Source organism: Bacillus sp. FSL K6-1012, assembly GCF_037964915.1.
Lineage (GTDB): Bacteria > Bacillota > Bacilli > Bacillales > Bacillaceae > Bacillus > Bacillus halotolerans.
This window is the reverse complement of record NZ_CP150175.1, coordinates 1,804,935-1,829,127: the sequence shown is the minus strand read 5'-3', so window position 1 is coordinate 1,829,127 and position 24,193 is coordinate 1,804,935. Positions and strand designations below refer to the sequence as shown.

Below are 24,193 nucleotides of genomic sequence, written 5' to 3'. Positions count from 1 at the left end.
ACTTGTATACCTATTATGGACCTTTATATTTTCATCTAAATTAATTTAATATTTGTCTTAATTCTTTAACTGTCAGCCACGGTCTTTTTCTATGGAGCATTCTATGACAATTAGAACAAACTAATATAAGATCAGACATTTTTGTTTTACTGCCATCAAACTGATATTTAGAAATGGGGACTGTATGGTGACATTCTATGAACCCCTTCCCTAACTCACCATATGTTCTATAAAAGTCAAAACCACAAACTGAACACCTTAGCTCATTTTTTTCCATAGCTTTCTTTTTTAGTTCTTTGACTATATTAGAATTTCTTTCTCTATACTTATGTAATCTAAAAAGCAGCTTTCCTTCAGGGAATGATTCTTCCTCTTCGTGCTCAGTCCATGAATGTATGTTTTGTTGGCATAATGCTTTTTTAATTGAGTTGGCAATTTCCGAAAGCAAACTTTTATTTGTTGAAAACTCATTCCATATGACTTCTTCTAATTTCCCCCCCCTAACTAATCCTGAACCTTTAGATTCAGGATCTAGTCTCTTAAAATTATTGAGCTTCATACTCACACCGTTAGGATTTCGAAAAGTATCATCTTTATGTTTAAATCCAGATGGTATCTGGTTTAATATTTGACTTAGTTTGATTACTTCCTCATTTGTTGAAGAAATCTTTGATGAAGGCAATTTAAAGTAAAGGTCTAGAGCTAAAATTAGTTCGTCTCTACTCCATTTTGGATTTTTCACGCAGTTCACCAGCTTCTCTATTCTTAGATATATAATTTATACCATAAAAAATAGGAAAAATCTGCTGAGGCACTACCGCGTTTCCCAATGCTATACTTCGGTCCACCCGATTGGGAAACCCATCATCCACTCCAACAGTTGGGGATTGATGTATTTGCCAGTAAGATGGGGAAACTGATGGCCCAAGCCCCCTGGCAATATCACCCCGTGAGTTCCGTCGGCTTCCGAAGGAGCCAAAGGTCTGATGGGTTTGTGATTTTGGCTGGCAGCCGGAGTGGGCAACAACAAATGTCCTATATCTTTGATGCGGCGCGCCGACACTGACAGCCGGAAATACGAATGTCCTTGTTTGGTAGTCCTCACTTTCCAAGTCGGAGAGTACTGTGTCCAACCCCATTGTGATGTGTCCAGCAACATTCTCTCCAACAACCCAATCGGGTCGCAATTCTCTTGTAAGCCGGAACATTTCAGGCCATAGCCATCTATCGTCCTGTTCCCCTTTTCTCTGACCGATAACACTTTCACCCTGGCAGGGGTACCCTCCGGAAAGAATGTCAATTGTTCCACCTGGTTCGATCACTCCTTTTTCTTCTAAAAGCTTTCTATTCAAGATGCGTACATCATCGAAGATAGGGACACCCGGAAAATTCTTCTTTAAAACCCTCTGACAGAAAGCATTTTGTTCACAGAATGCGACTGTTTCAACCCCTGCCCACTCTGCCGCCAGTGAAATCCCTCCAATGCCTGCGAATAACTCGATGCTTTTCATGCTGTCATCCCCCTATTCCCAGCCGACTGCAATTGCAAAGAATAAAACCAAAACCATCGCCCCAATGAGCCAGCCATTCGTCTTATCACGCTTTGCAATGATTGTTTCATCACCGATCATTTTCAGATCGTCTGCCTTTGCCACAAGCACCGGTATGTAGTCTCGATGCACTTTTAAATACTCCGCGGCCTGCTCAACTGTCATCGCTTCGTCTTTTGTGGCTTTGACTGCCCGCTGAAGCTCAACCTGTAAAGGTATCATTCTGCATCTCCCTCCAATTCATTTTGAGCAACTGTTATTGCAAAATTGAGATTGGTAATGATCTTCTCTAATGCCTGTTTGTATCGTTTCCTATCTCCGCTAATATGCTGAATATCCTTTTGTGCCTGCTTGAACTGATGAACCGTTACTTCCTGTTGACGCTTGTTTTCCTCAATGATTTCCTGTTGCTTAACAGACAGTTCAGTCCGATCAATCAGAAAGTCAATATGCTCTTTGGCCATCCAATATTGATCTGTCGGCTTAGCATTTTCATAGCCTTTTAGTTTTGAAATACGCACTTTAATTTCCTGCAATTTATCCATGTCCGTTCCTCCCATATCGCAGAGAGGACCGGCCCCTCTGCGTCACATTTTATAGCCGATCTCAAAATCAATTCTTGAAAGATTGCCTTTTGACGTTTGCACGATTGTTTTCCCGTGCTCCGGCATTTCCGTTAACTTGAATGATTTATTGTTTCCGTCAATCACAATGACGTAATTTTTGTCATTTTCAATTTGATTAAGTACCTGTTCCAGATTTTCTATATGTTTTGGACAGTTCACTATAAACGCCCCCGTGTGGTATAATAAAAGTGACTAGTTTCTATTTTCCGCACGGTGACGTCTACTAATGACTGTCATCACATCCAATCGTTCATCGGGAAAACTTGCAGCTTTTTCTGTGGTTCTTCTGTTGGGATGATTGGATGTTTTTTTATATACTCCAAACGCTCCTCTTCCGTCATAACCCATGTAATGACTTCCCCATGCTGACGTAAGTTTTTATTTTCTGTCATGTCCTCGCCTCCTTACTCTTCGTTCAATTGTTTGATGCGCAGGTTGTAAAGTGTCTCAATTTCATCGTCTGACTGGCGTTCCAGAAATGCTTTGCCGTATCCGCCCAAGATAGTGAGCCACTCAATCAAGTGCTGACGTTCTGTCCATTCCAACGGTCCCCGCTCCCTTCTTGATCAATAATTGCATCGCAGCATTTTTATAGTCAGGCGGACATTCTTCATACCGCACGATGACCATAAGTTGGTGAATGGTTGCTTTCTCAAAAGGGAAGCCGCTGCCTGATAAGATCATGCTCTGTCGCATCCTTTCCGAGAAGTCCATTCATTCGTGGCTGAATAAAGTCCCTGCTGGCTTGATCCATAACGAGAAATAGTACTTCGTCTATGTCTCTATTAAGCTGCTCTGAAATACAGATAATAGAATCATTGGCTTCCCAAATTTCACGGAACCGCTTGATCTCCGAATCATTCCAGACAAAGTTTTTTTCGATGAATGGTATATACACCGGGCTATCCTGCACGAACCGCCGCAGATTCTCTTTTTTACTTCTCAGATGCGTTCTTTTGATTGAAATTCGTTTATTTGCATTTAACCCGTAAGGACGTGACGGAAGCACGCGGCCTCTTGCAAAATCAACTATCAGCAAAATGATTTCATCTGGCTTTCTATTCAGCAGCTCGGCCATATCATAAATGGATTTGCCGTCGTACCAGTAATCAACAACCTGACGCATTTGCACCAATGACCATTCAAAATTAAGATCAGTCAAAGCGATTTCTAACCGATCAATGAGAACCGCAACGCTCATGCCAAACACTTCCTTTCCGTCCCGGTATACCGATGGAACAATGATCAATCTCTGTTCATGCTGCAGGTTTTTAGAAACCAGCCAGTTGTTTGGATTTAAACCGTTTTGCTTGATAATGTCCTTTTGCGCGCGTGTCGGACGTTTACCGTGTTTCAAACTGCATTCCTCCTCATGTTTTGATAGTCAGCAATTTTCTGATCAATGAGAGCAATAAGTTTATTAATCTCTTTTTTGCGTTCAGCGTCAGTAAGTTTCCGTTCTGGCTTGAACTCCCAAACGCCGGGCATCACTGCTTGTACCACTTATCTCACCCCCTTAAATCGGCAATGCCGGTGTCTTACGCCCTTTGTCTTTTTGTTTCTCTACAAAATCCACTCGTTCAAGATGGGCTGTAAGGCGGTTGACGGTTTTTCTGTCATAAAGCTTTGCTAAGGCAACGCCGGTAAGATTTGTTGTCACTATGGTCATCTTGCCTTGTCTGCCAGTAGAGACCCCATACCAAACTCTTTGAATGAAATCAGGGGCCGGCCGCTTCTCGTTGTCTGTATCTCCTACTTCGCTCCCCAAGTCGTCGATAACAAGGTAATCGACTCGTGTAAGCAGTTCGATTGCCTTGGACTCCGTAAGCTTTTCGGAACTATCTTCAAAAGATTTTTTTATGCGCCGCATAAGTGCATCACTATTAACAAAGAGGGCTGATTTTGCATACTCTTCTGAACTCTTTTTATTAAGTTCTTTAAGAGCTGATATTGCAAGATGGCTCTTTCCAGCATTGGATTCGCCAGTTAAAAAAATATTCATGACTACGCCCGCTTTGATCTGATCAACCAGCTCAAGCATCCGGCGTTTATTCTGTGTATCCTCATTGTTGTAACAGTGAAAGGTTTCGAATGTTGCCTTTACCAGTGTTGGGTCAGCTATAAGTGAATGTGTAGAAAGAACCTTTCTCCCTATCTGCCGGCGCCATGCCTCGGCTTCTTCTTCGATCTCCTTATTGCGTTGTTCCCTTTCGCACATTGGGCATTTTACAGAGCCGTCACGCAGCTTCATCAGTTGAACTGGATAAGGCTTTTCTTCGCCGCCGATAATCCTAGTGTGTTTATTGCAGTAGACAGGATTTCCGGCTTCATCAGTATGGAATGTCATCCTCCGAGATATTTCTCCCTTGACTGCGGCTGCCCGATCCCTTGTGATTTCCTCCATGTGATAAGCCTCCTTTTTGATTAAGGTAAGATTCAAACTTAGTTCCAAACAATGTCTCAGGCCGGAGAAACTTATTCATAGCAGGGTCATTAAACCATTCCTCTGTTTTCACTAGGATGACGTGTTTGAAATCTTCAAAGCGAAAACCGTCTTTCCAAAGTTTCTTTATAAGTTTTCTTGTTTTGTCAGTAGTATGGCGGTATCGTGTACCCGCAACTTTGTTCAGCAGATCAATGATCAGTTTGTAAGGAATCTCCTCTTTTGCTTTTTTAGAAGAAGATGCGTCGTTGGGTTTACCCGACAATATATCTTTTAATTCTTTTTCTTTATCTAATTCTTTATCTATATCTGTACCGTCATGTGACGTCACGCTAACGTCATACTTTTTTTCTGGCGAAGATAGCTGTAGTTGCTTCTTCCGTTCCCGGTATTTTCTGTTTCTTTCAGCGTTTAATTTTCTTACTCTGTCCATGCCTTCAACGTTTTGGTGTTTTTCCCAGTTGGCAATAGATATGAATTTATTTTCGTCAACTTCAATCATTCCAAATTGTTGAAATGTATTTAACGCCATTCTTACAATTGGCAAAGGTCTATTAAAAATAGTTGCCAACATTTCGTCGGTGTATGGAATGTTTTGATTTAGATAAATGTATCCAGAAGCATTGGTTTTCCCAGCTTGAGCAAGTAGTTTGACCCAAATAATTAAAATCGTATCTGATTCAGGCATCTGCTCTATCAACTTAATTTTTTCGTCTTCAAACATCTGAGTGCTCAACTTGATCCACTTAACCTCAGACATTTTGTTCAATCCTTTCTGACTTAGTTAAGGGCCATGGCGATCTCTTTCCATTTACAATGACTGTACCCAACAGATTGTCAGCTCTTTCACTTCGAATAACCTTGCCGCCTTGCGAAAGAAGTTTATTCAAAGCTTTTTGATGAGTTGACTCAGATTCACTGATCACCAAGTGGAACCTGTTATTTTGCCAAACATGACTTACTAAGAACATTTCATCCAATCCTTTCCGCTCTGGTGCAATTTTTTTGAGCAATCCACGCCTCTACTGCACGCCGCGAAAACCTCTTTTGTGTTTTTCCTGAGCCGGGCCGCCCCGGTAGCTCAAAAACTGGAAAATCAGGCTGACTGAAATATAATTCTTCTGCTGTTCTGGCTGTGCATTTCAAGATCCCCTCATACACTTCTTTTTTAGTCAGAAGTTGATCTTGTGAAGATAAGACCGAAATCATTTCTTGAATTTTAGGAATCAAAGCAGCACTCACATTTGCGATAACATCATTTGTAATTCTTTCGATATCAGATTGTTCGAGTTCTATTTTCATACTTACCTCCCTGTTTTGTGTCATAATAGTACACAAATTGTCTAAAAAAAATATTCCACAGGAACATTTAACACTTGAGAAATTCTATCCAAAGTTTTTAGACTCGGATATATTTTTCCGGTTTCAATCTTACTAATATAAGAGCGAGAAAGCTTTAACTCTTCAGCTAAACATGTTTGAGTAAGATTATTAGCTTTTCTTTTGGTTTGTATTTTCGGTCCTAGCTCTCTCATGAACACTAAAAATCACATCCTTTCTAAAAAAATGTTACAAATAAGACCCAAAACAAATATAACACTCTCTCATTTTTTTGGCAACCCTTTAAATTTGTTTTATGAGACTATATGTCACCATCACATGTTATAATAAGTACACATTGAATATATAGTTAAATAAAAAAATCCAGTTATCTTAATATATGATTTGAAAAAGGTGAGAAAATTTGTCAAATAATACGGGTGTAAAATTAAAAAAGTTAAGGAAAAGCAAAAAGTTAACTTTAAGAGACTTAGCTGATAAATTAGGCGTGACACACAGTTACCTATCAAAAATTGAACGTGGTGTTACCAATCCATCATTGAAAATGATTAATTCGCTTGCTGAATTTTTCGATGTTGATCAGTCTTATTTTTTCACCGATGAAAAAAACCTCGACAATTTCACTGACGAAGAATTAGAACTCACTTTTGAACGCGACTTATCTATTGAAAACCTGAGAGAAAAATACAATTTAACACTTGGTGGTAAAGAAGTTTCGGATGATGAAATAAAAGTGATGTTAGAAGTATTGAAAGCATATAGAGAATCAAAGGGCGGCTCTCGCTCCGACTGACTCTTTCTCTAATAACTGCTTTAATTTTTCCAAATATTCATCCAGTGAAATTTCTTTTTTCATTGTTAGTAGCCCCTTTAACGAACATTTGTTCTCATTATAATTGAATACACACTAAAAATAAATGAGCACCTAAGGATTTCCTATTTTCTCGTTTTGTCAAAATAGGAAATCCTCTTTAAAAACACGAAAGACGTTGCCTATGTATTTGGCAGCGTCTTTTTAATAAAATATAGCTTTTTCTTTTTTAGGCTTTGGTGCTTCTTTGGATAACTTATAACTCATTCCCACTGGAGGGTCAGCCAGTTGTTTAGTTCCATTTGATGGAACAACTATATTGCTTTTCGAACCCGGAGCATCCTCGTTTTTTGCACTAAAAACAAATGCTAGTGCTATTGCTAAAGTAATCAAAACTCCTATAATTGTCTTTTTCACCAATTTTCACCTCCCTTTTTAATATATTATAATCAACTCCTAGTTTTAGCAACTCCATTTTTGGTAGATTTGCTCTAAAGTAATCCTTCTTTTCACAAAAAACATGTAACGATAACAGCAGCTTTTCCTGACTCCCTTCCCTTCTTCCGTCAAAATAAAAAGCTAGAGCTGAATAGTATTTGTCATCATAAAAATATTTTAGGTTAGCTTTATTGACAACCGCTTTAATAAAGTCAGTCACTATATATTCTTTCGGTACCGGTTTATTCCAGAAAAGGTTTGTAATTGCTAACTGTTCTCTTAGGTCATTTGCTACAAAATATCTTTCTTTCGTGTTGTTTAATTGAATCCCTTTTTTAAAAAAGCTTGATGTTTTCTCGTATGATTCAAACAAATATGATAATCCCAATATAAAATAACCATTAGTCACTGAATTCACGCTAAAATTTCTTTCGATGAGTTTATCAGCAGATCCTCTGGATTTATCTATATTGTTTTCAAACTTCAAGTACATATTTGCTAGAGCTTCGTCTGTACGGCTTAAAAATGCTTTTTTAATAAATGGATCTTTAATTTCTGGGAGCATATTGTGAATTTTTTTTATGTAGTGTAGAGATAAATCATACTTCTCACTGTAATAAAAACAAAGCATCTCTAGAATTTGCAAAAGTGTTTTTAAGTCATGAGAATTGGGTTGCAGCTTTTTCAACATTTCGAGGTAATCAACCTCGCTATAAACACGATTGTATTTTGACCATAGTTGCCATTGATATACGATTGCCCATTCCTTTAACTCTCTGTTATTTCCGTCCAAGGTTTTATTTAGCAACATACAAGTGACTGAGTCTAAATTTTTAGAATGAGCATATTCAAATGCAGTTTTTTTATTTTTTTTAGTCGCCTCAAGGCAGCATTGCCGCATGATTTCGACCTCGTTATCCTTATCAAGATAACGTACTATCTCCAACACCATCCAAAGTGAAATTTCTTGCCCATTCAAAAACTTGCTTAAGTGAGCAGGACTAATTCCAATTTTATCGGCAATCTCTTTCTGTTTTTCATCTGAAGACTCTATTATGCGCTTTAAATGATTTCTAACATCCACTATACTTTCACTCATAATAATCACCATTTCAAAATTAATTTAACATACTGAACAAAAAAAGATTGTCGATTAATGACGAAAGGATCAAAGAAAGAACAAAAAATCCAAATAAATATAATATTACCAATCTTCTTTATTATATCATAATTCTTACTAAATAGATATATTTTGTATGAATTTGGTTCTAACCATGGGGATTCTTAAGTGTTTTATTTATTGCCTTCACATGATACTTTGTTGATTTTTTCCTACAAAAACATTATGTTACATTACATAATAGTATTAGAGTTTATATGTTAGATAAATTTGGAGGGAATGGGCCGTGGCTAGTTATAGAAAGCGTGGAGATAACTGGGAATACAGAATAACTTATGATGACCCGATTACAAAAAAACGAAAAGAAAAAACGAAGAAAGGTTTTCGAACAAAAAGGGAAGCTCAAATCGCTGCCGCAGAAATAGAGAAAAATTTGTACTTTGGTAAACATAGTCTGATCCAAAACAGAGAAAAACTTGTTAAAGACTGGCTACAAGAATGGATGGAGGTATATGGACTACAATGCGAAAAACGAACACGCATAAATAGGGAACTTTATTTACAAACGCACATAATACCTCGGCTGGGAAATTTCAAATTGCAAGAACTTAATAGAGTTGAATATCAAAAATTTATAAATGAGCTCTGCGGAAAGTATGCACGGACAACTGTGCAAACCATTCATTCAATTTTTTGTTCTGCCATTAATAAAGCAGTTGAACACGAGCTAGTGAGCCATAATAAATTTCAGAATGTCTCTATAAAATCGGACTCTGACTTTCGAAAATTAAAAAATAACTACCTTGATAAGAGTCAAGTAACTGTATTTATGAATGCAGCCAGGACACTGAAATACCACCACTATATTATTGCACTTACTCTTCTGAGAACAGGACTAAGAAAAGGAGAACTCATTGCTTTATATTGGTCCGATGTAAATTTAGAAAAGAAAACAATTACTGTCACAAAATCAAAAAATGAATATGGTATTAAGCCACCTAAAACTAAGGCAAGTGTCAGAACAATTGCTATTGATAACACTTTAGTTAACGAATTAACAAAATATAAAGACTGGCAAGAAAAAAACAAGGAAATGTACGGCGAAAAATATAATGACTCCCCTTTCTTTATTACAACTCCAAAGGGGAAAGATTTTGGGCCTTACGCAATTAATAAAGTAATAGACGCAGTTCTAGAAAAAACCGATTTACACCATATTACTCCGCATGGTCTAAGACATACGCATGCAATCATGTTGTTAGAAAGTGGTGCAGATCTTAAATATGTAAGTGAACGACTAGGCCATACTACAGTCAATATGACTGCTGATGTTTATATTCATATCACCAAAAAACACAATAAAAAAAGCATTGATCAATTCGAAGAATATCTCAATGCTTGAAAAATGTATGGGCAAAATATGGGCAAAGGGTATATTCCCCTTCGCCGAAACCCGCTACATCACGCGTTTGAACATCTTTTCCATCTCATACGTGGAATGATGAATCATAATCGGACGGCCGTGCGGGCATGTAAATGGGTCTGATGTGCTCCGGAGATCGTCCAGGAGCGCTTTGATCTCATCGTTTCTGAGGTGGCGGTTTGCTTTGATTGAACCTTTGCAGCTCATCATAATCGCCGCTTCTTCGCGCAGTTTTTTGATATCAATGTTTTTCGAATCGAGCACCTGCTGAATGATTTCTTCTATCAGCTCGGCTTCTTCTCCTTTTGGAAACCAAGCCGGGTGGCAGCGGACGATGTAACTGTTCGAGCCGAAAGACTCTAAAAAGACACCTACGCTTTCGAGCTCTTGTTGATGCTGTTCGATAATGAGTGCCTCGTTCGTGGAATAATGGAACGTCAGCGGCACAATCATGTCCTGCACCTCAGGCTCAACCTCCCCGACCTTTTCACGAAAATATTCGTATTTAATACGCTCTTGGGCGGCATGCTGGTCGATAATATATAAGCCGTTTTCGTTTTGCGCCAATATATAGGTCCCATGCATCTGGCCGATCGGGTACATGATCGGCACACGTTCAGATGATGTCTGCTGAAGTTCCTGAGCGGGCTCCTGTTCGAATGCTTCAGGCAATTCCTCTGAAACAACAGGCTCTGCAATATCTTGTTTTGTTTCAGCCACAGAATGAGTTTCAAGCTGCTCTGAAGGCAATTCGTCTTCTATCTCAACTGGTTCTTTGACAACTGAACTGAGCTTCATTGGTGAATACGAAGGCATAGGCGCTTTTTCCGGCACTTTTCTTTCAGCAGGTTTTTCATCAAAGGTCATGAACTGCTGCTCATTTTTGATCACAGGTGCTGACTTTTTCGGAAGCTGTGCGCTCGGTATCAGCTGCTGCTGTTTAAATACATCTTTTATGCCGTCACGAATTAAGTCGTGCAGCTCTGTTTCCTTGCTGAGCCGTACCTCAAGCTTCGAAGGGTGCACGTTGACATCGACTAAAATCGGGTCCATGGTGATTTCTATAAATGTGATCGGATGGCGTCCGATTGGCAAAAGTGTGTGATATCCTTCGTGCACCGCCTTGACGAGCGGGAAATTTTTAATATAACGGCCATTGATGACAGACGACATGTAATTTCTTGATGCCCGTGTAATCTCTGGCAGAGCGATATATCCCTTCACTTCAAAATCCAGTGAGCTGACATGAAGCGGCAGCATTTTTTTAGCGACAGCCGTACCGTAAATCGCGGCAAGGACATGGCGCACATCTCCATTTCCATTCGTTTGGAGAAGATTTTTTCCATGATGGCGAAGGCGGATCGATACCTCCGGATGTGCCAGCGCAATCCGGTTGACCACATCCGTAATATTCCCAAGCTCTGTATGAACGGTTTTCATATATTTCAAGCGGGCCGGTGTATTAAAAAACAGATTGGAAACGACAATTTCGGTTCCCTTCCTGCTTGAGGAACGCGATTCAGAAATGATGTTTCCGCCTTGAAGCATGAGCTTCGTTCCCGCTCCTTCTCCCGTGCTTGTCGTAATCTCCAGATGGGAGACAGACGCAATACTCGGCAGTGCCTCTCCCCTAAAGCCAAGTGTTCTCACTCTGAATAAATCATTCTCATCTTTTATTTTACTTGTTGCGTGGCGGCGGAAGGCACGCTTGCAATCTTCATTTTCCATTCCTTCTCCATTATCCAGAACACGAATGGATGCAAGACCCGCTTCCTCAATGTCGATTTCAATGACTGTGCTGTCAGCGTCGATGGCATTTTCCACCAATTCCTTCACGACTGAGGCGGGCCGTTCCACAACCTCGCCCGCCGCAATTTTATTTGAAAGTTCATCTGACAGCTGGATGACTTTTGCCACATTCATCACCCCGTTTTAATGTAATTTCTTTTGCAGCTTGTACATTTCATTCATCGCTTCCAACGGTGTCATATCAAGTATATTCAGAGATTTAAAGATATCAAGTACTTGCTTTTCTTTTTTAGAAAGCTTTGGTGATGCAGCCGGTTTATCCGATTCGTCAAAGAAGGACAGCTGTGCCGGCTCTTCTTTTACCTCAGGTTTCTGCACTGGCACTTCCGGTTTGTTCCCTGAATGCTCAAGTTCTTTTAGAATGTCTTGAGCGCGCGAAATCAGATCTTCCGGCAACTCAGCCAGCTGGGCGACATGGATACCGTAGCTTTTGTCAGCTGCCCCTTCTTTAATTTGATGAAGAAAGACAACCGTTCCATTATATTCCTCAGCACGAACATGGACATTTTTCAGCTGCGGAAGCTTTTCTTCAAGAACCGTCAGCTCATGATAGTGCGTACTAAACAGCGTCTTGGCGCCAATATGGTCATGAACATATTCAATAATCGCTTGCGCAAGGGCCATGCCGTCATATGTGGACGTTCCCCGCCCGATTTCATCAAACAAAATGAGGCTGTTTTTGGTTGCATTTACAATCGCATTTTTGGCTTCAAGCATTTCCACCATAAATGTACTTTGTCCGGAAATCAAATCATCCGCTGCGCCGATTCGGGTGAAAATTTGATCGAAAATCGGAAGCATAGCTTTTTTCGCGGGCACAAAGCAGCCAATTTGTGCCATAATGGAGATGAGCGCGATTTGTCTCATGTATGTGCTTTTCCCCGACATGTTCGGACCGGTAATGAGCAGCATCTGTCTGTTATCGCCCATCACACAGTTGTTAGGCACGTATTCCTGGCTGTCCATTACTTTTTCAACAACCGGGTGTCTGCCCTCTATGACCTCAACTTCATCTTTAGAAAACTCAGGTTTCGTGTAATGACGATTTTCACTGATTGTCGCAAAGCATTGCAGCGCATCGAGCTCACTCATCTGTTTGGCGAGCTGCTGCAAACGCGGAATATACAATTTCACTTTCTCACGCAGCTCGGTGAACAGCTCGTATTCCAGCTCGCAGATGTTATTTTCCGCTTCCAAAATGAGCGCTTCTTTTTCTTTTAATTCAGGTGTAATGTAGCGTTCTGCATTTGTTAGCGTCTGTTTCCGCTCATAGCGCCCTTCTTCAAGAAGGTGCAAATTCGCCTTTGTCACTTCAATATAATAGCCAAATACTTTATTGAAGCCGACTTTTAATGACCGAATGCCTGTATATTCACGTTCCTGCTGTTCAAGGCGGGCAATCCAGTCTTTCCCGTTTCTGCTAGCATCGCGGTATTCATCGAGTTTTTGATTGTACCCGTCTTTGATCAGGTTCCCTTCTTTTACTGATATCGGAGGGTTTTCGTACAGGGCTCCTTCCAGTAATTCTAGAACATCACCGCACGGGTCAATCCGCTCCGCACGTTCCTTCGCTTTCTTATGAGCCAGTGAAGCAACAAGCTGTTTAATGCCGGGCACTTGCTTTAATGATTCTTTCAGCTGAATGAGATCCCGTGCATTGACATTTCCGAATGCGACACGGCCTGCGAGGCGTTCTAAATCATAGACTTCCTTTAAACGCTCACGCAGATCTTCCCGTTCAAAGAAATGGGACATTAATGTTTCCACCATTTCTTGACGCTCTTCAATTTGATTCACTCTGATAAGCGGACGGTCAATCCACTGTTTCAGCAGCCGCCCTCCCATCGCAGTTTTTGTTTCATCAAGCAGCCATAACAGGGAGCCTTTTTTATTTTTTGAACGGATCGTTTCAGTCAGCTCTAAATTCCGCTTCGAGTATAAGTCGATTTTCATGGCTTCTTCAAGCTCATACACTTGTACAGGCTGAAGGTGATCTAAGCTCCGTTTCTGAGTCCTTTTCAGATACGTATATAAACGGAGAAATGTTTTCGTTACGTCCGAATTCTGCAAATGCTCAATAATCTGAACGTGCTCATCCGTTTCCCCATCTTCAATCGAAATGGTAGCGCCGCACCGCTCCTTCAGCTGAGCAACCGTCTTTTCATCAAGGTTTCCCGCTACGACAATTTCCCGCGCGCCGACTGAATAAATTTCTGATATGACGTCTTCCAGCCGTTCAATTAAAACAGCCAAATTTTCACCCGTTGTTAAATCGGACAGCGCCAGCCCGTATCCGTTTGAGCAGGCCGAAACTGATGCAATAAAGTTGTTTTCTGATTCATGGATGCCTTTTCCGTCCATTACAGTTCCAGGGGTAATCAGCTGAACGACTTCACGTTTGACGACGCCCTTTGCAGCCTTTGGATCCTCCGTTTGTTCGCATATGGCCACCTTGTATCCTTTTTTAATAAGCTGCTCGATATAAGCCGAAGCAGAATGATACGGAACACCGCACATCGGTATTTTTTCAGCGGCGCCTCCGTCTCTGCTTGTTAACGTAATTTCCAGCTCTTGTGACGCTTTTTTAGCGTCCTCAAAAAACATTTCGTAAAAATCACCGAGACGAAAAAATAAAAAGGCATCCTGATGCTCTGCCTTTATTTTTAAATATTGCTGTATCATAGGCGTATAAGTAGCCATTGTTTAATCCCTCACTATGTATCAACGTTTCTATTTGCCAGCCTTCATTATAACATAAACAGAAAGTGTTAAAAGAATGATATGTCTATATAAAAAAGAGACTTGGGGTACCAACTCCCCTAGTCTCTTTTTTATTCTTCAGGATCTCCAACTAAAAATTCAGGATTGATGTCCTCCAGCTCTTCATCAAGTTCGTCTTCCCAATCCTCTTCGTCATCCTCTTCCCAATCAGAATTCACTTCTACAACAACCTTTGTTTCCCCTACCACTTCCGCCAAAAATTCCCTCTCCGCTTGCACAACAATTTTATTGCCATTTGGAGATATGGTGACTTCAAGGCAGTTTGGCTGCTGAAGCACTTTTGCAATCACTTCATGCTCATCGTCTAAGTAATTGTTATCTCTGTATCGGAGTTTAATCACATCGACGTACTTCACTCGTTCTGTGACAACCTCTGTTTTTGTATTGTCTGCGTAAGAGTACCATACGTTTATATCATAATACCCTTCAATTTCTACGGTTTTTCCGATTTTTTCTGCGTCATACTTGTGATTGATAATCCAACCGCCCAAAATGCTGCTCGGTTTTTTCTCAGGGGAGATGGTATTGGTGCACTGTGTAAATTTTCTGCCTTTCGCTACTACCGCCTTCGTGATAATTTCCCTGTATTCAGACATTCCGGCATGCCTCCTTGTTCTTCTTCGTGTTATCTTATGCTGGGCATTTGTCTAGTGTGCATTTTTATAAATAAAATATAAAAATACAAAGTTTCTGTTCCATTGTATGCAGGGGTGCCTAGAAACTTTACTCATAAGTGCGATAAAGTTTATTTGGCTAAAGGCGGCCAAACATTGAATATTTAGTACATAGTTCATTTAGTTCTGTTGATAGTTTAACATAAAAAAACACGGGCCTGAAAAGGCACCGCGTTTAAAGAGAACAGCTGTTATTTGAATGTTTCATCTTCGAACCGGTTTCTCCTTTTAGAAGGTCGCCTCCGGTTGATGTAATGATTTCATTTGTGACCTGGTTGGAAATGGTGGTCGCCACGAGCTGCAGAAGGTCATTCACCTCAACCTGAGAATCTCTGAATTCCTGGATGACAGGAATGTCTTCAAGCTCCTCTTGCAGCGCATCAATTTTTTCTTCTACTTGTTTGAGCGCTTCGAGTTTTTGGTAATGCTTCAGATTAACAGCTTGTTTTTGCAGGGCTTTAATCTGATTAATGATTACAGACACTTTTGCGTTCTCATTAATTTGCGCTTCAGCCCGTTTGAAGAAATCAACCTCTTCTGTTTCAGAGATCATTTTTGCAAGGTTTCGTGCTTGCTGCACAATGTCTTTTTTAGAGTAGAGCGTCATCTTATTTCACCTCGATTGCTTCTCCTGCCATTTCTCCGTCAAGCGACCACGTTTTCGCTTGCTGGATTTTCACGCGAACGATTTTGCCGATCGCTTCTTTTGGTCCTTTGAAATTCACAAGCTTGCTTTTTTCAGTGTAGCCGGCAAGAACCTCAGGGTTGTTTTTGCTTTCGCCCTCAACTAATACTTCGACAACCTTGCCTTCATATTCCTTCATTTTTTTAGCAGAAATTTCATTAACCAATGCGTTCAGACGCTGCAGGCGTTCTTTTTTCACTCTCATCGGAACGTTATCTTTCATTTTTGCTGCAGGTGTGCCTTCACGCGGAGAGTAAATGAACGTATAGGCGCTGTCAAACTCCACTTCACGGTATAATGACAGCGTTTCTTCAAACTGTTCGTCCGTTTCGTTAGGGAAGCCGACGATAATGTCAGTTGTTAAAGAAGCGTTTGGCATAGCCGCTTTGATTTTTCTGACGAGCTCCATGTAACGCTCTCTGTCATATTTGCGTGCCATCAGTTTCAAGACCTCTGAGCTTCCTGATTGGACCGGCAGATGAATATGATCGAGCAGATTGCCGCCTTTTGCAAGCACTTCAATGAGATGATCATCAAAGTCACGCGGATGACTCGTTGTGAAACGAATTCTCGGGATATCGATTTTGCGCAGCTCATCCATCAAATCACCAAGGCCGTAGTTCATATCTTCAAAGTCTTTTCCGTACGCGTTTACGTTTTGGCCTAAAAGTGTAATTTCCTTATAACCTTCGCTTGCAAGTCTTCTTACTTCCTGAATGATCTCTTCCGGACGGCGGCTTCTTTCTTTTCCGCGTGTATACGGTACGATGCAATACGTACAGAACTTGTCACAGCCGTACATAATGTTGACCCAGCCCTTAATTTTTCCGTTGCGGACTTTCGGAAGGTTTTCTATGACGTCGCCTTCCTTGGACCAAACTTCTATGACCATTTCTTTTGAAAGGTATGCTTCAGACAAAAGCTCCGGCAGACGATGGATATTATGCGTCCCGAAAATCATATCGACAAACGGATGTTTTTTCAAAATCCTGTTAACGACTGATTCCTCTTGTGACATACAGCCGCAAACGCCTAAGATAAGATCCGGGTTATTTTTTTTGAGTGCTTTTAAGTGTCCAAGCTCACCGAACACCTTGTTTTCCGCATTCTCACGGATTGCACATGTATTTAACAGAATGACATTGGCATCGTCAACAGAGTTTGTCGCTTCATAGCCAAGAGCCATAAAGATCCCTGCCATTACTTCTGTATCATGTTCGTTCATTTGGCAGCCGTACGTCCGGATATAGAATTTTCTTCCTTCACCCATGCCTTTGAATTCTTCAGAAATTTTAAAGTCATTATGATAAGTAACGGCTTCTTTGCCGCGTTTTTTCGCATCTTTTAAAGAAGGCGGAATGTAGACAGCTTCAAAGTACTTGCTGTAATCCTTCTCGGATTTTTTGTCCGATGGATTAACTTGTCCGCTCTCTAATTTTTGCTTTTCATTCATATGATATTTCTCCTTTCAAACCAAACTTCCACCCTCCAGTATAAAGGTTATTGAAGCTCTGCACAACTGGCAACCTATCATTGTACACTCATTGAGAATAATAATCAATAAGGAATGAAAGGGAGAAGAGTGTTCCCTTCTCCTTACAATAGCTGAAGCTCCTTTGCTGTTTTTTCAATGGCATCAAGCGCCTGATCCAGTTCTTCTTTGGTGTGCTCGGCTGTAATAATTGTGCGTATTCTGGCTTTTCCTTTTGCAACAGTCGGGAAAACGATGCTTTGGGCAAAAACACCTTGTGACAGAAGCTGATCAGAAAATTGCTTCGCTGCCCCTTCATCACCTATTAAAATAGGCAAAATCGGCGTCTCGCTCTGTGTGAGAGTAAAACCCATTTGGACAAGCATTGATTTAAAATAATGTGTATTCTCCCACAGACGCTCCATATGCTCCGGCTCTTCCAGCAAGACATCAATTGCTTCCATACAAGCTGCAGTTACAGCCGGAGGATGTGACGTGCTAAATAAAAACGGACGGCCTTTATGACGCAAATAGTCGATTAACACCTTTGAACCGGCAGCGTATCCCCCTAAAACTCCGATTGCCTTGCTTAACGTTCCGACTTGAATATGAACCCTTCCGTCAAGACCGAAATGATTTACCGTCCCTCTGCCGTTTTCGCCAAGCACTCCGGATGCGTGGGCGTCATCAACCATCACAAAAGCGTCATATTTCTCAGCGAGCTCCACAATGTCAGGCAGAGGAGCAATATTTCCATCCATTGAAAATACGCCGTCAGTGACAATCAAGCGCATGCGGTAATTCATTGATTTTCTCAGCACCTTCTCTAAATCACTCATATCTACATGCTGATAAACCTTTTTATCCGCCTTAGTCAATCTGATTCCATCAATGATAGAGGCATGGTTCAATTCATCAGAAATGACAATATCGTCTTTTGAAAGAATGCTGGAAAGTACACCTTGGTTTGTTGTAAAGCCTGATTGGAAGACTAGTGCCGCCTCTGTTTTTTTAAAGGCTGCCAGTTTTTTCTCCAATTCTTGGTGCATGGTAAACGTTCCGGCGATTGTCCGGACTGAACCGGTTCCGGCTCCAAATTGCTGAGCAGCTTCCTGTGCAGCTTTGATGAGTCTTGGATGTGAAGTAAATCCGAGGTAATTATTAGAAGAAAGCTGAATGACTTTTTTATGATTCACTGTAACAGAAGGGCCCTGCATTGATTCTACCTGTTTAACGTCTTGCCATGTGTGGTTTTCTTTCATTCTTTCAAGCTCTGCTTTTAGAAACTCAAATTCTTTTGTCATGTTGATCCCCCTTTTATGGAATTAAAATAACCTTTCCGCACTGTCCGCTTCTCATCAGTTCAAACCCTTTCTCAAACTCTTCTAATGGAAACTGATGGGTAACAATAGGTGAAAGATCCAGTGTGTTTGTTCTAAGCAATTGTGAAACCTGCCGCCATGTCGTAAACATCTTTCTCCCTGTGATCCCTTGGATGGTAAGGCCTTTAAACACGACTTTATTCGTCAAGTCGATGGTAACCGGATGTTCCGGCAGGCTGAGAATATGAAATCTCCCGCCATTTGCAGCCATTGCTAGGCCTTGCGCGATAGCTGAAGGGTGACCCGACATCTCACAAACGAGATCAGCTCCTTCCCCGCCCGTTAAAGCGCTTACAATTTTGAGCGGATCTTCTTTTTCGACGGAGACCGTGCTTGTGGCTCCCATTTGTTTGGCGAGAGCTAATCTGTACTCATTTTTGTCAATGGCGACCACCTGCGCTGCACCTGCTGCTTTTGCGACCGCTACCGCCATAAGTCCAATCGGCCCGCATCCGATAATAGCAGTCGTTCCTCCGGCGTTCTGACTCTCAAGAACTGTATGAACGGCATTTCCTAAAGGCTCTTGAATGGAAGCAATCGCCGGGTCCATATCCGCGGGATTCTTCCAAACGTTTTCGGCCGGCACTTTGACATACTCCGCAAAACAGCCTGCCGTGTCCACTCCGATAATGGCCGTATTTTTACATACATGAGGCTTTCCTGTTAAACAAGGGACGCATGTGCCGCATACAATGTGTGTTTCCGCAGAAACATACTCCCCGATTTTTATACTGCTGACATTCTCGCCTACAGCCTCGACAATCCCGCTGAACTCATGGCCGAAGACACAAGGAGTTTTTATTCTCTGCCGTGCCCATTGGTCCCAATTATAAATATGCACATCCGTGCCGCAAATGGAAGCTGCCTTAACTTTTATAAGAACTTCATGCTTATCGATTTCAGGAATGGGAACTTCAGCCAGCACAGCGCCAAAAGCACCGTGTTTTTTCATTACAGCTTTCATCTTTCCACTCTGCATGTACAATCCTCCTTTAAAAGTCTTGTTATAACCGGATTGTACCATGATCTGGAATCACCGTAAACAGCTGTGTCCTCCTAAGAAAGACAAAAGTATCCGTCTTGAAAAATGGGCTAAATTTTTTTTATAAAAAGCCGGAATCGTTTTTACACATGACATATGGTTCATTTATATTATAAAAATACTATTGAGAGAAAATATCACAATAAATGAAAAACAACCTGCTTGCATATGCAAACAGGTTGTGAATACTTTAATTTTCTCAGCGAGGCTCCACGATTAATTTAATCGCTGTTCTTTCTTCACCATCGATCTGAATATCAGTAAAAGCCGGAATACAAATCAAATCAACCCCGCTTGGCGCCACAAATCCTCTGGCGATTGCCACAGCTTTTACAGCTTGGTTCAAAGCACCCGCTCCAATTGCTTGAATCTCGGCGGCTCCGCGCTCTCTTAACACACCTGCAAGCGCACCTGCCACTGAATTTGGACTCGATTTTGCTGAAACTTTTAAGATTTCCATTTCTGCTCCCCCTTAGTTTTACAATGGATAAGTGAGTGTTCATTAGAACAATCATTATTAGATGTTGCTATCCAAAAAGCCATCCCCACAATGCTTTTCAAAAATAGCGGGCTACCTTCCATTTTTACTATATTCACTAAGGAGTTGCTATATTCCTGCTTTTCTTTTTAATATTTTTATAAAATAACCATGTGATCAATTATTCAAAGAACATGTGATCATCATTGATTAAAATACGTTCGATTTTAACGGCTTTTTTCGTTTGATCGTCTATATCGATGACGACTCCGCTCAGGGCTGTTTTTCCTTCAGCGACAGTAAAGCGCACAGGAAGGTTTGTTTTGAAACGTTTGATAATCGTTTCTCTGTCCATCCCCAGTATACCGTCATATGGGCCGGTCATTCCTACATCAGTAATATATGCCGTGCCCTTCGGCAAAATGCGGTTATCCGCTGTTTGCACGTGAGTGTGAGTTCCTACTACAGCAGATGCCCGTCCATCCGTGTACCAGCCGAGTGCAAGCTTTTCACTTGTCGCTTCCGCATGGAAGTCGATAAAAATGTACGGTGTTCTTTTAGCAGCTTCGGCAATTAATTCATCCGCTTTTAAAAACGGATCATCGAGCGGCGGTAAAAACGTACGGCCTTGTAAGTTGATAACAGCTAGTTCTTTACCGTTTGCTTTCACATATGTGATCCCTTTTCCCGGTGTTCCTTCCGGAAAGTTTGCGGGACGGACTAAGTTCGGGACATCATCGATAAAATCAAAAATTTCCTTTTTGTCCCATGTATGGTTTCCCATCGTGATCGCATCTGCGCCAGACTGTATTAAACTGTGATAGATTTTTTCTGTTAAGCCTTTTCCATGTGCGGCATTTTCGCCATTTATAATGGTAAAATGCGGCTTGTATTTTGTTTTCAGCTTTGGCACATACTCTTTTACCATGTCGCGGCCCGGTGACCCGACAACATCTCCGATAAATAAAATTCTCATTTTGTAAATCCTTTCTATTCCTCAGCCGTCAAAAAAATAAAGTGATGCTTAGCGCATCACTTTATTTTGCATACTCTACGGCTCGAGTTTCTCTAATGACTGTCACTTTAATATGACCTGGATAATCGAGCTCGTCCTCAATTCGTTTTCGGATATCTCGCGCCAGGCGATGAGCTTCAAGATCATTTATTGAATCCGGCTTCACCATAATACGCACTTCACGTCCAGCCTGAATCGCAAATGATTTTTCAACACCTTCGTAGGACTCAGAAATTTCTTCGAGCTTTTCAAGTCTTCGAATGTAGTTCTCGAGCGTCTCACTTCTTGCGCCAGGTCTTGCAGCGGAAAGCGCATCTGCTGCAGCTACCAGCACAGCGATAATGGAAGTCGGCTCCTCGTCCCCATGGTGTGATGCAATACTGTTAATTACGACTGGGTGCTCTTTATATTTAGTCGCAAGCTCGACTCCGATTTCAACGTGGCTTCCTTCTACTTCATGGTCAATCGCTTTTCCGATGTCATGAAGAAGTCCCGCCCGTTTAGCAAGCTTTGCATCTTCTCCAAGCTCCGATGCCATCAGCCCAGCCAAGAATGCGACTTCCATGGAATGCTTAAGCACATTTTGACCGTAGCTTGTACGGAACTTTAAGCGGCCGAGAATCTTGATCAGATCTGGGTGGAGGCCGTGAACGCCAACCTCAAATGTCGTTTGCTCACCCATCTCACGAATGTAGTCATCGACCTCGCGGCGAGATTTTTCAACCATTTCTTCAATCCGTGCCGGATGAATACGGCCATCCTGAACGAGTTTATCAAGAGCAATCCTTGCTGTCTCACGTCTGATCGGATCAAATCCGGACAGAATGACAGCTTCAGGGGTATCATCGATAATCAGGTCAATACCTGTCAGCGTTTCAAGCGTACGAATGTTACGCCCTTCCCGGCCGATGATACGTCCTTTCATCTCATCATTTGGAAGATTGACAACTGATACCGTTGTTTCGGCAACGTGATCCGCTGCGCAGCGCTGTAAGGCGAGTGAAAGAATGTTTTTCGCTTTTTTATCCGCCTCTTCTTTCGCACGGTTCTCAGTTTCTTTTGTCATGATGGCGATGTCATGTGAAAGCTCGTTTTCAACCCGGTCAAGAATGATTTGTTTCGCTTCGTCACGAGTCAGACTCGAAATTCGTTCCAACTCAGACTGCTGCATACGAATCATCTCATCCACTTTGCTTTCCATCTCTTCAATATGTTGTTGTCGTTCATTCAGAGAATGATCTTTCTTCTCCAACATCGCTTCCCGTTTATCAATTCCCTCATGTTTGCGATCAAGGTTTTCCTCCTTTTGGAGTAAACGGTTTTCTTGTTTTTGAAGCTCATTTCGTCTTTCACGAACTTCTTGTTCAGCATCTATTCGAAGTTTGTGGATTTCATCCTTTGCTTCAAGCAGAGCTTCTTTTTTCAGTGCTTCAGCATCACGCTTTGCATCTTCAAGAATTTGCTCGGCTGCACCGCGTGCGCCTGCAATTTTCGCTTCGGCAATGGTTTTACGAACATAGTAGCCAACAACTAAACCGAGTAGAATCAGCAAAATGGAGATGAGAACCATCATAATTGGGGTCATACTTTCACCTCCTCTTGCTATGAACTTGGTTGTTGCTCAAAATAAGTGTCGGCATGTACATTGTCTAGTTTTCTCAACATACAGAACCTTCACAGGGAATGAAAGTTTCATCGCCCTTGTCAAGTTTAAATGGTTTAACAATCATGTTAAAAAAACAAATGTTACAACTTCATTGTAATTGTGTCGGAAATACTTGTCAAGCTTGCCAGCTTAACGTTTGCCGAGCCGCCCCTATTTATCGTGCCGAACGTGAATCCGCCAATCTTTTGAAAAAACAGATCGTAAATTACTCCTGATTTAGAAGCTGGTATATTTTATTGTTCACTTGTCCAAGTTTAGCGTTATTTTGAATGTTTGACAACAAAACAACAACGGTTTGTCCGGATTTGCTGAAGCTGTTCAATACGTTGAAGCCCGGCATGACTCCGTGGTTTGAATAGCTTCCGGGAGCAACATAAAATCCCATCCCGTATGTGGAACTGCTCCCTGGCGTGAACATTTTTTCATAGCTTTCTTGCGAATAGAGCTTGCCGTCTATCAGTGCTTTGTCAAATTTGTACATATCGGCAGCACTCATATATATATCGCCTGCTCCATAAAGCTGAGATAAATCAGGCATATACGGTGTGACGGCCCTGCTGCCTTTCAGCTTGTAGCCGACAGCTGGATAAGGCTGCTTATCGTATGTCTTGTAAAAACCCGAATGCGTCATCCCTGCAGGCTTAAAGATATGATTGGTTATGTATTGTTCATAAGACTCACCGCTCACTTCAGCAACAATATAAGCGAGAACTGTATAGTTAGAATCCTGATAGTCCCATATTCCAGGCTGGCGTTTGATTCCTTGCTGCTCTATGTCTTTTATTAAGTCATCCGGAGTGATCTCGCCATTCCCTTCAACATGTCCGTTTATCCCCGATGTATGAGTAAGCAGATTTTTTAATGTAATATTCTTTCCGTTGGGAAAATGGGATAAATACGTGCTGACCGGATCACTTGTCTGGAGCTTTCCCTTTTCCTCAAGCTGCAAAATAGCGGTTGCTATCAGCGCTTTTTGTGACGATCCGACATAAAAGGATGTCGCAGGATTGTTTTTTATATGATGCTCGCGGTCCGCGTAACCAAAACCTTTATTGATTACGACTTCTCCATTTCTGACGATCATGGCTGTCCCGCTGAAGCCGATCTCTTTTAAATAACTGCTGATTTTTTGATTGCGGTCCACTGCTTTGATTTGTTCCTCTGTTTTTTTGGCTTTGTTTTTCTTCTGATCAGCTTGCTTCTGACCGGTATCAGAAACCGCCGCAGCTTCTTGAGATGGTTCAACTTCTTCATCCTCTCGATGAATGGAATTCCAAATCGTGAAACAAATGATTGCGGCCAACATACCAAACAAAAGTTTGCCTCTTTTATTTAGTTTTCTCCGTCTGCGCGTCGCAGTTCTTCTGCGAGTGGGGCTTGTCATTCATTTTATCCTCCCAATCTAATTTCAAATACACACGTTTTGTTAGACGTATGA

General features: G+C 41.4%; 27 protein-coding genes. 2 read left to right on the top strand and 25 right to left on the bottom strand.

What is annotated here, in order from left to right; translation table 11 throughout:
* Window positions 1-40: 40 nt before the first annotated feature.
* The 12 genes from NSS75_RS09500 to NSS75_RS09445 form a co-directional block, all read right to left on the bottom strand.
* Window positions 41-742: an HNH endonuclease gene (locus NSS75_RS09500; protein ID WP_339237135.1), complete on the bottom strand. Its 702-nt coding sequence runs from the start codon at window positions 740-742 to the stop codon at window positions 41-43.
* The gene (locus NSS75_RS09495) at window positions 720-1,511 is read right to left on the bottom strand and encodes a DNA cytosine methyltransferase (protein WP_338444372.1); all 792 of its coding nucleotides are present in this window, start codon (window positions 1,509-1,511) and stop codon (window positions 720-722) included. Before NSS75_RS09495 ends, NSS75_RS09500 begins: the two co-directional genes overlap by 23 nt.
* Before the next feature lie 12 nt (window positions 1,512-1,523).
* Entirely contained in the window at window positions 1,524-1,772 is a 249-nt protein-coding gene (locus NSS75_RS09490) for a hypothetical protein (protein WP_338444371.1), read from the bottom strand.
* A complete protein-coding gene (locus NSS75_RS09485; protein WP_338444370.1) occupies window positions 1,769-2,095 on the bottom strand; it encodes a VWA domain-containing protein in 327 nt (108 codons plus the stop codon). The genes NSS75_RS09490 and NSS75_RS09485 overlap by 4 nt, the downstream gene beginning before the upstream one ends.
* A gap of 42 nt (window positions 2,096-2,137) precedes the next feature.
* Window positions 2,138-2,335, bottom strand: coding sequence for an XtrA/YqaO family protein (locus NSS75_RS09480; RefSeq protein WP_003220282.1), 198 nt, complete (start codon window positions 2,333-2,335; stop codon window positions 2,138-2,140).
* A gap of 77 nt (window positions 2,336-2,412) precedes the next feature.
* On the bottom strand, window positions 2,413-2,568 hold the full coding sequence (locus NSS75_RS09475) for a hypothetical protein (protein WP_251247820.1): 156 nt from the start codon (window positions 2,566-2,568) through the stop codon (window positions 2,413-2,415).
* Window positions 2,569-2,580: 12 nt separating this feature from the next.
* The gene (locus NSS75_RS09470; protein WP_003237439.1) at window positions 2,581-2,721 is read right to left on the bottom strand and encodes a BH0509 family protein; all 141 of its coding nucleotides are present in this window, start codon (window positions 2,719-2,721) and stop codon (window positions 2,581-2,583) included.
* Window positions 2,722-2,828: 107 nt separating this feature from the next.
* Window positions 2,829-3,377, bottom strand: a complete 549-nt coding sequence (locus NSS75_RS09465) for a hypothetical protein (RefSeq protein ID WP_339237127.1) — start codon at window positions 3,375-3,377, stop codon at window positions 2,829-2,831.
* Between the two features lie 152 nt (window positions 3,378-3,529).
* Window positions 3,530-3,679, bottom strand: a complete 150-nt coding sequence (locus tag NSS75_RS09460) for a hypothetical protein (RefSeq protein ID WP_338444367.1) — start codon at window positions 3,677-3,679, stop codon at window positions 3,530-3,532.
* Window positions 3,680-3,692: 13 nt separating this feature from the next.
* The gene (locus NSS75_RS09455; RefSeq protein WP_338444503.1) at window positions 3,693-4,523 is read right to left on the bottom strand and encodes an ATP-binding protein; all 831 of its coding nucleotides are present in this window, start codon (window positions 4,521-4,523) and stop codon (window positions 3,693-3,695) included.
* Window positions 4,507-5,379, bottom strand: coding sequence for a phage replisome organizer N-terminal domain-containing protein (locus tag NSS75_RS09450; RefSeq protein ID WP_339237123.1), 873 nt, complete (start codon window positions 5,377-5,379; stop codon window positions 4,507-4,509). The genes NSS75_RS09455 and NSS75_RS09450 overlap by 17 nt, the downstream gene beginning before the upstream one ends.
* A 212-nt stretch (window positions 5,380-5,591) precedes the next feature.
* Window positions 5,592-5,921, bottom strand: coding sequence for a hypothetical protein (locus NSS75_RS09445; RefSeq protein WP_232567044.1), 330 nt, complete (start codon window positions 5,919-5,921; stop codon window positions 5,592-5,594).
* A 442-nt stretch (window positions 5,922-6,363) separates the two neighbouring features.
* On the opposite strand from NSS75_RS09445, the gene NSS75_RS09440 reads away from it, so the two are divergent.
* A complete protein-coding gene (locus tag NSS75_RS09440; RefSeq protein WP_045384214.1) occupies window positions 6,364-6,753 on the top strand; it encodes a helix-turn-helix transcriptional regulator in 390 nt (129 codons plus the stop codon).
* A gap of 222 nt (window positions 6,754-6,975) precedes the next feature.
* Here NSS75_RS09440 and NSS75_RS09435 read toward each other — a convergent pair whose 3' ends face one another.
* Entirely contained in the window at window positions 6,976-7,188 is a 213-nt protein-coding gene (locus tag NSS75_RS09435; RefSeq protein ID WP_268316050.1) for a hypothetical protein, read from the bottom strand.
* A complete protein-coding gene (locus NSS75_RS09430) occupies window positions 7,127-8,308 on the bottom strand; it encodes an AimR family lysis-lysogeny pheromone receptor (protein ID WP_339237120.1) in 1,182 nt (393 codons plus the stop codon). The genes NSS75_RS09435 and NSS75_RS09430 overlap by 62 nt, the downstream gene beginning before the upstream one ends.
* Window positions 8,309-8,615: 307 nt before the next feature.
* On the opposite strand from NSS75_RS09430, the gene NSS75_RS09425 reads away from it, so the two are divergent.
* Entirely contained in the window at window positions 8,616-9,731 is a 1,116-nt protein-coding gene (locus tag NSS75_RS09425; RefSeq protein WP_338444364.1) for a site-specific integrase, read from the top strand.
* A gap of 54 nt (window positions 9,732-9,785) precedes the next feature.
* Here the strand turns inward: NSS75_RS09425 and mutL are convergent, their stop codons facing one another.
* The 11 genes from mutL to NSS75_RS09370 all read right to left on the bottom strand — a co-directional run bounded on the left by mutL (window position 9,786) and on the right by NSS75_RS09370 (window position 24,139).
* Window positions 9,786-11,669, bottom strand: a complete 1,884-nt coding sequence (gene mutL / locus NSS75_RS09420) for a DNA mismatch repair endonuclease MutL (RefSeq protein WP_339237117.1) — start codon at window positions 11,667-11,669, stop codon at window positions 9,786-9,788.
* Window positions 11,670-11,684: 15 nt separating this feature from the next.
* On the bottom strand, window positions 11,685-14,261 hold the full coding sequence (gene mutS / locus NSS75_RS09415; protein WP_339237114.1) for a DNA mismatch repair protein MutS: 2,577 nt from the start codon (window positions 14,259-14,261) through the stop codon (window positions 11,685-11,687).
* A 131-nt stretch (window positions 14,262-14,392) separates the two neighbouring features.
* A complete protein-coding gene (gene cotE, locus NSS75_RS09410; protein WP_024121461.1) occupies window positions 14,393-14,938 on the bottom strand; it encodes an outer spore coat protein CotE in 546 nt (181 codons plus the stop codon).
* 253 nt (window positions 14,939-15,191) lie between these two features.
* The gene (locus NSS75_RS09405) at window positions 15,192-15,623 is read right to left on the bottom strand and encodes a RicAFT regulatory complex protein RicA family protein (protein ID WP_024121460.1); all 432 of its coding nucleotides are present in this window, start codon (window positions 15,621-15,623) and stop codon (window positions 15,192-15,194) included.
* Between the two features lies 1 nt (window position 15,624).
* Window positions 15,625-17,154: a tRNA (N6-isopentenyl adenosine(37)-C2)-methylthiotransferase MiaB gene (miaB, locus tag NSS75_RS09400; RefSeq protein ID WP_024121459.1), complete on the bottom strand. Its 1,530-nt coding sequence runs from the start codon at window positions 17,152-17,154 to the stop codon at window positions 15,625-15,627.
* Between the two features lie 143 nt (window positions 17,155-17,297).
* Window positions 17,298-18,476 (bottom strand): glycine C-acetyltransferase, encoded by a 1,179-nt coding sequence (locus tag NSS75_RS09395; RefSeq protein ID WP_095713857.1) that lies wholly within the window; start codon window positions 18,474-18,476, stop codon window positions 17,298-17,300.
* Window positions 18,477-18,489: 13 nt separating this feature from the next.
* The gene (tdh, locus tag NSS75_RS09390; protein ID WP_326230122.1) at window positions 18,490-19,533 is read right to left on the bottom strand and encodes an L-threonine 3-dehydrogenase; all 1,044 of its coding nucleotides are present in this window, start codon (window positions 19,531-19,533) and stop codon (window positions 18,490-18,492) included.
* Between the two features lie 262 nt (window positions 19,534-19,795).
* Entirely contained in the window at window positions 19,796-20,056 is a 261-nt protein-coding gene (gene spoVS, locus NSS75_RS09385) for a stage V sporulation protein SpoVS (protein WP_003154135.1), read from the bottom strand.
* Window positions 20,057-20,255: 199 nt separating this feature from the next.
* Window positions 20,256-21,050, bottom strand: coding sequence for a 2',3'-cyclic-nucleotide 2'-phosphodiesterase (ymdB, locus tag NSS75_RS09380; protein ID WP_216394475.1), 795 nt, complete (start codon window positions 21,048-21,050; stop codon window positions 20,256-20,258).
* A gap of 61 nt (window positions 21,051-21,111) precedes the next feature.
* Window positions 21,112-22,674, bottom strand: a complete 1,563-nt coding sequence (gene rny / locus NSS75_RS09375; RefSeq protein WP_010334309.1) for a ribonuclease Y — start codon at window positions 22,672-22,674, stop codon at window positions 21,112-21,114.
* A gap of 286 nt (window positions 22,675-22,960) precedes the next feature.
* Window positions 22,961-24,139, bottom strand: a complete 1,179-nt coding sequence (locus tag NSS75_RS09370) for a serine hydrolase domain-containing protein (RefSeq protein WP_101861234.1) — start codon at window positions 24,137-24,139, stop codon at window positions 22,961-22,963.
* Window positions 24,140-24,193 lie beyond the last annotated feature (54 nt).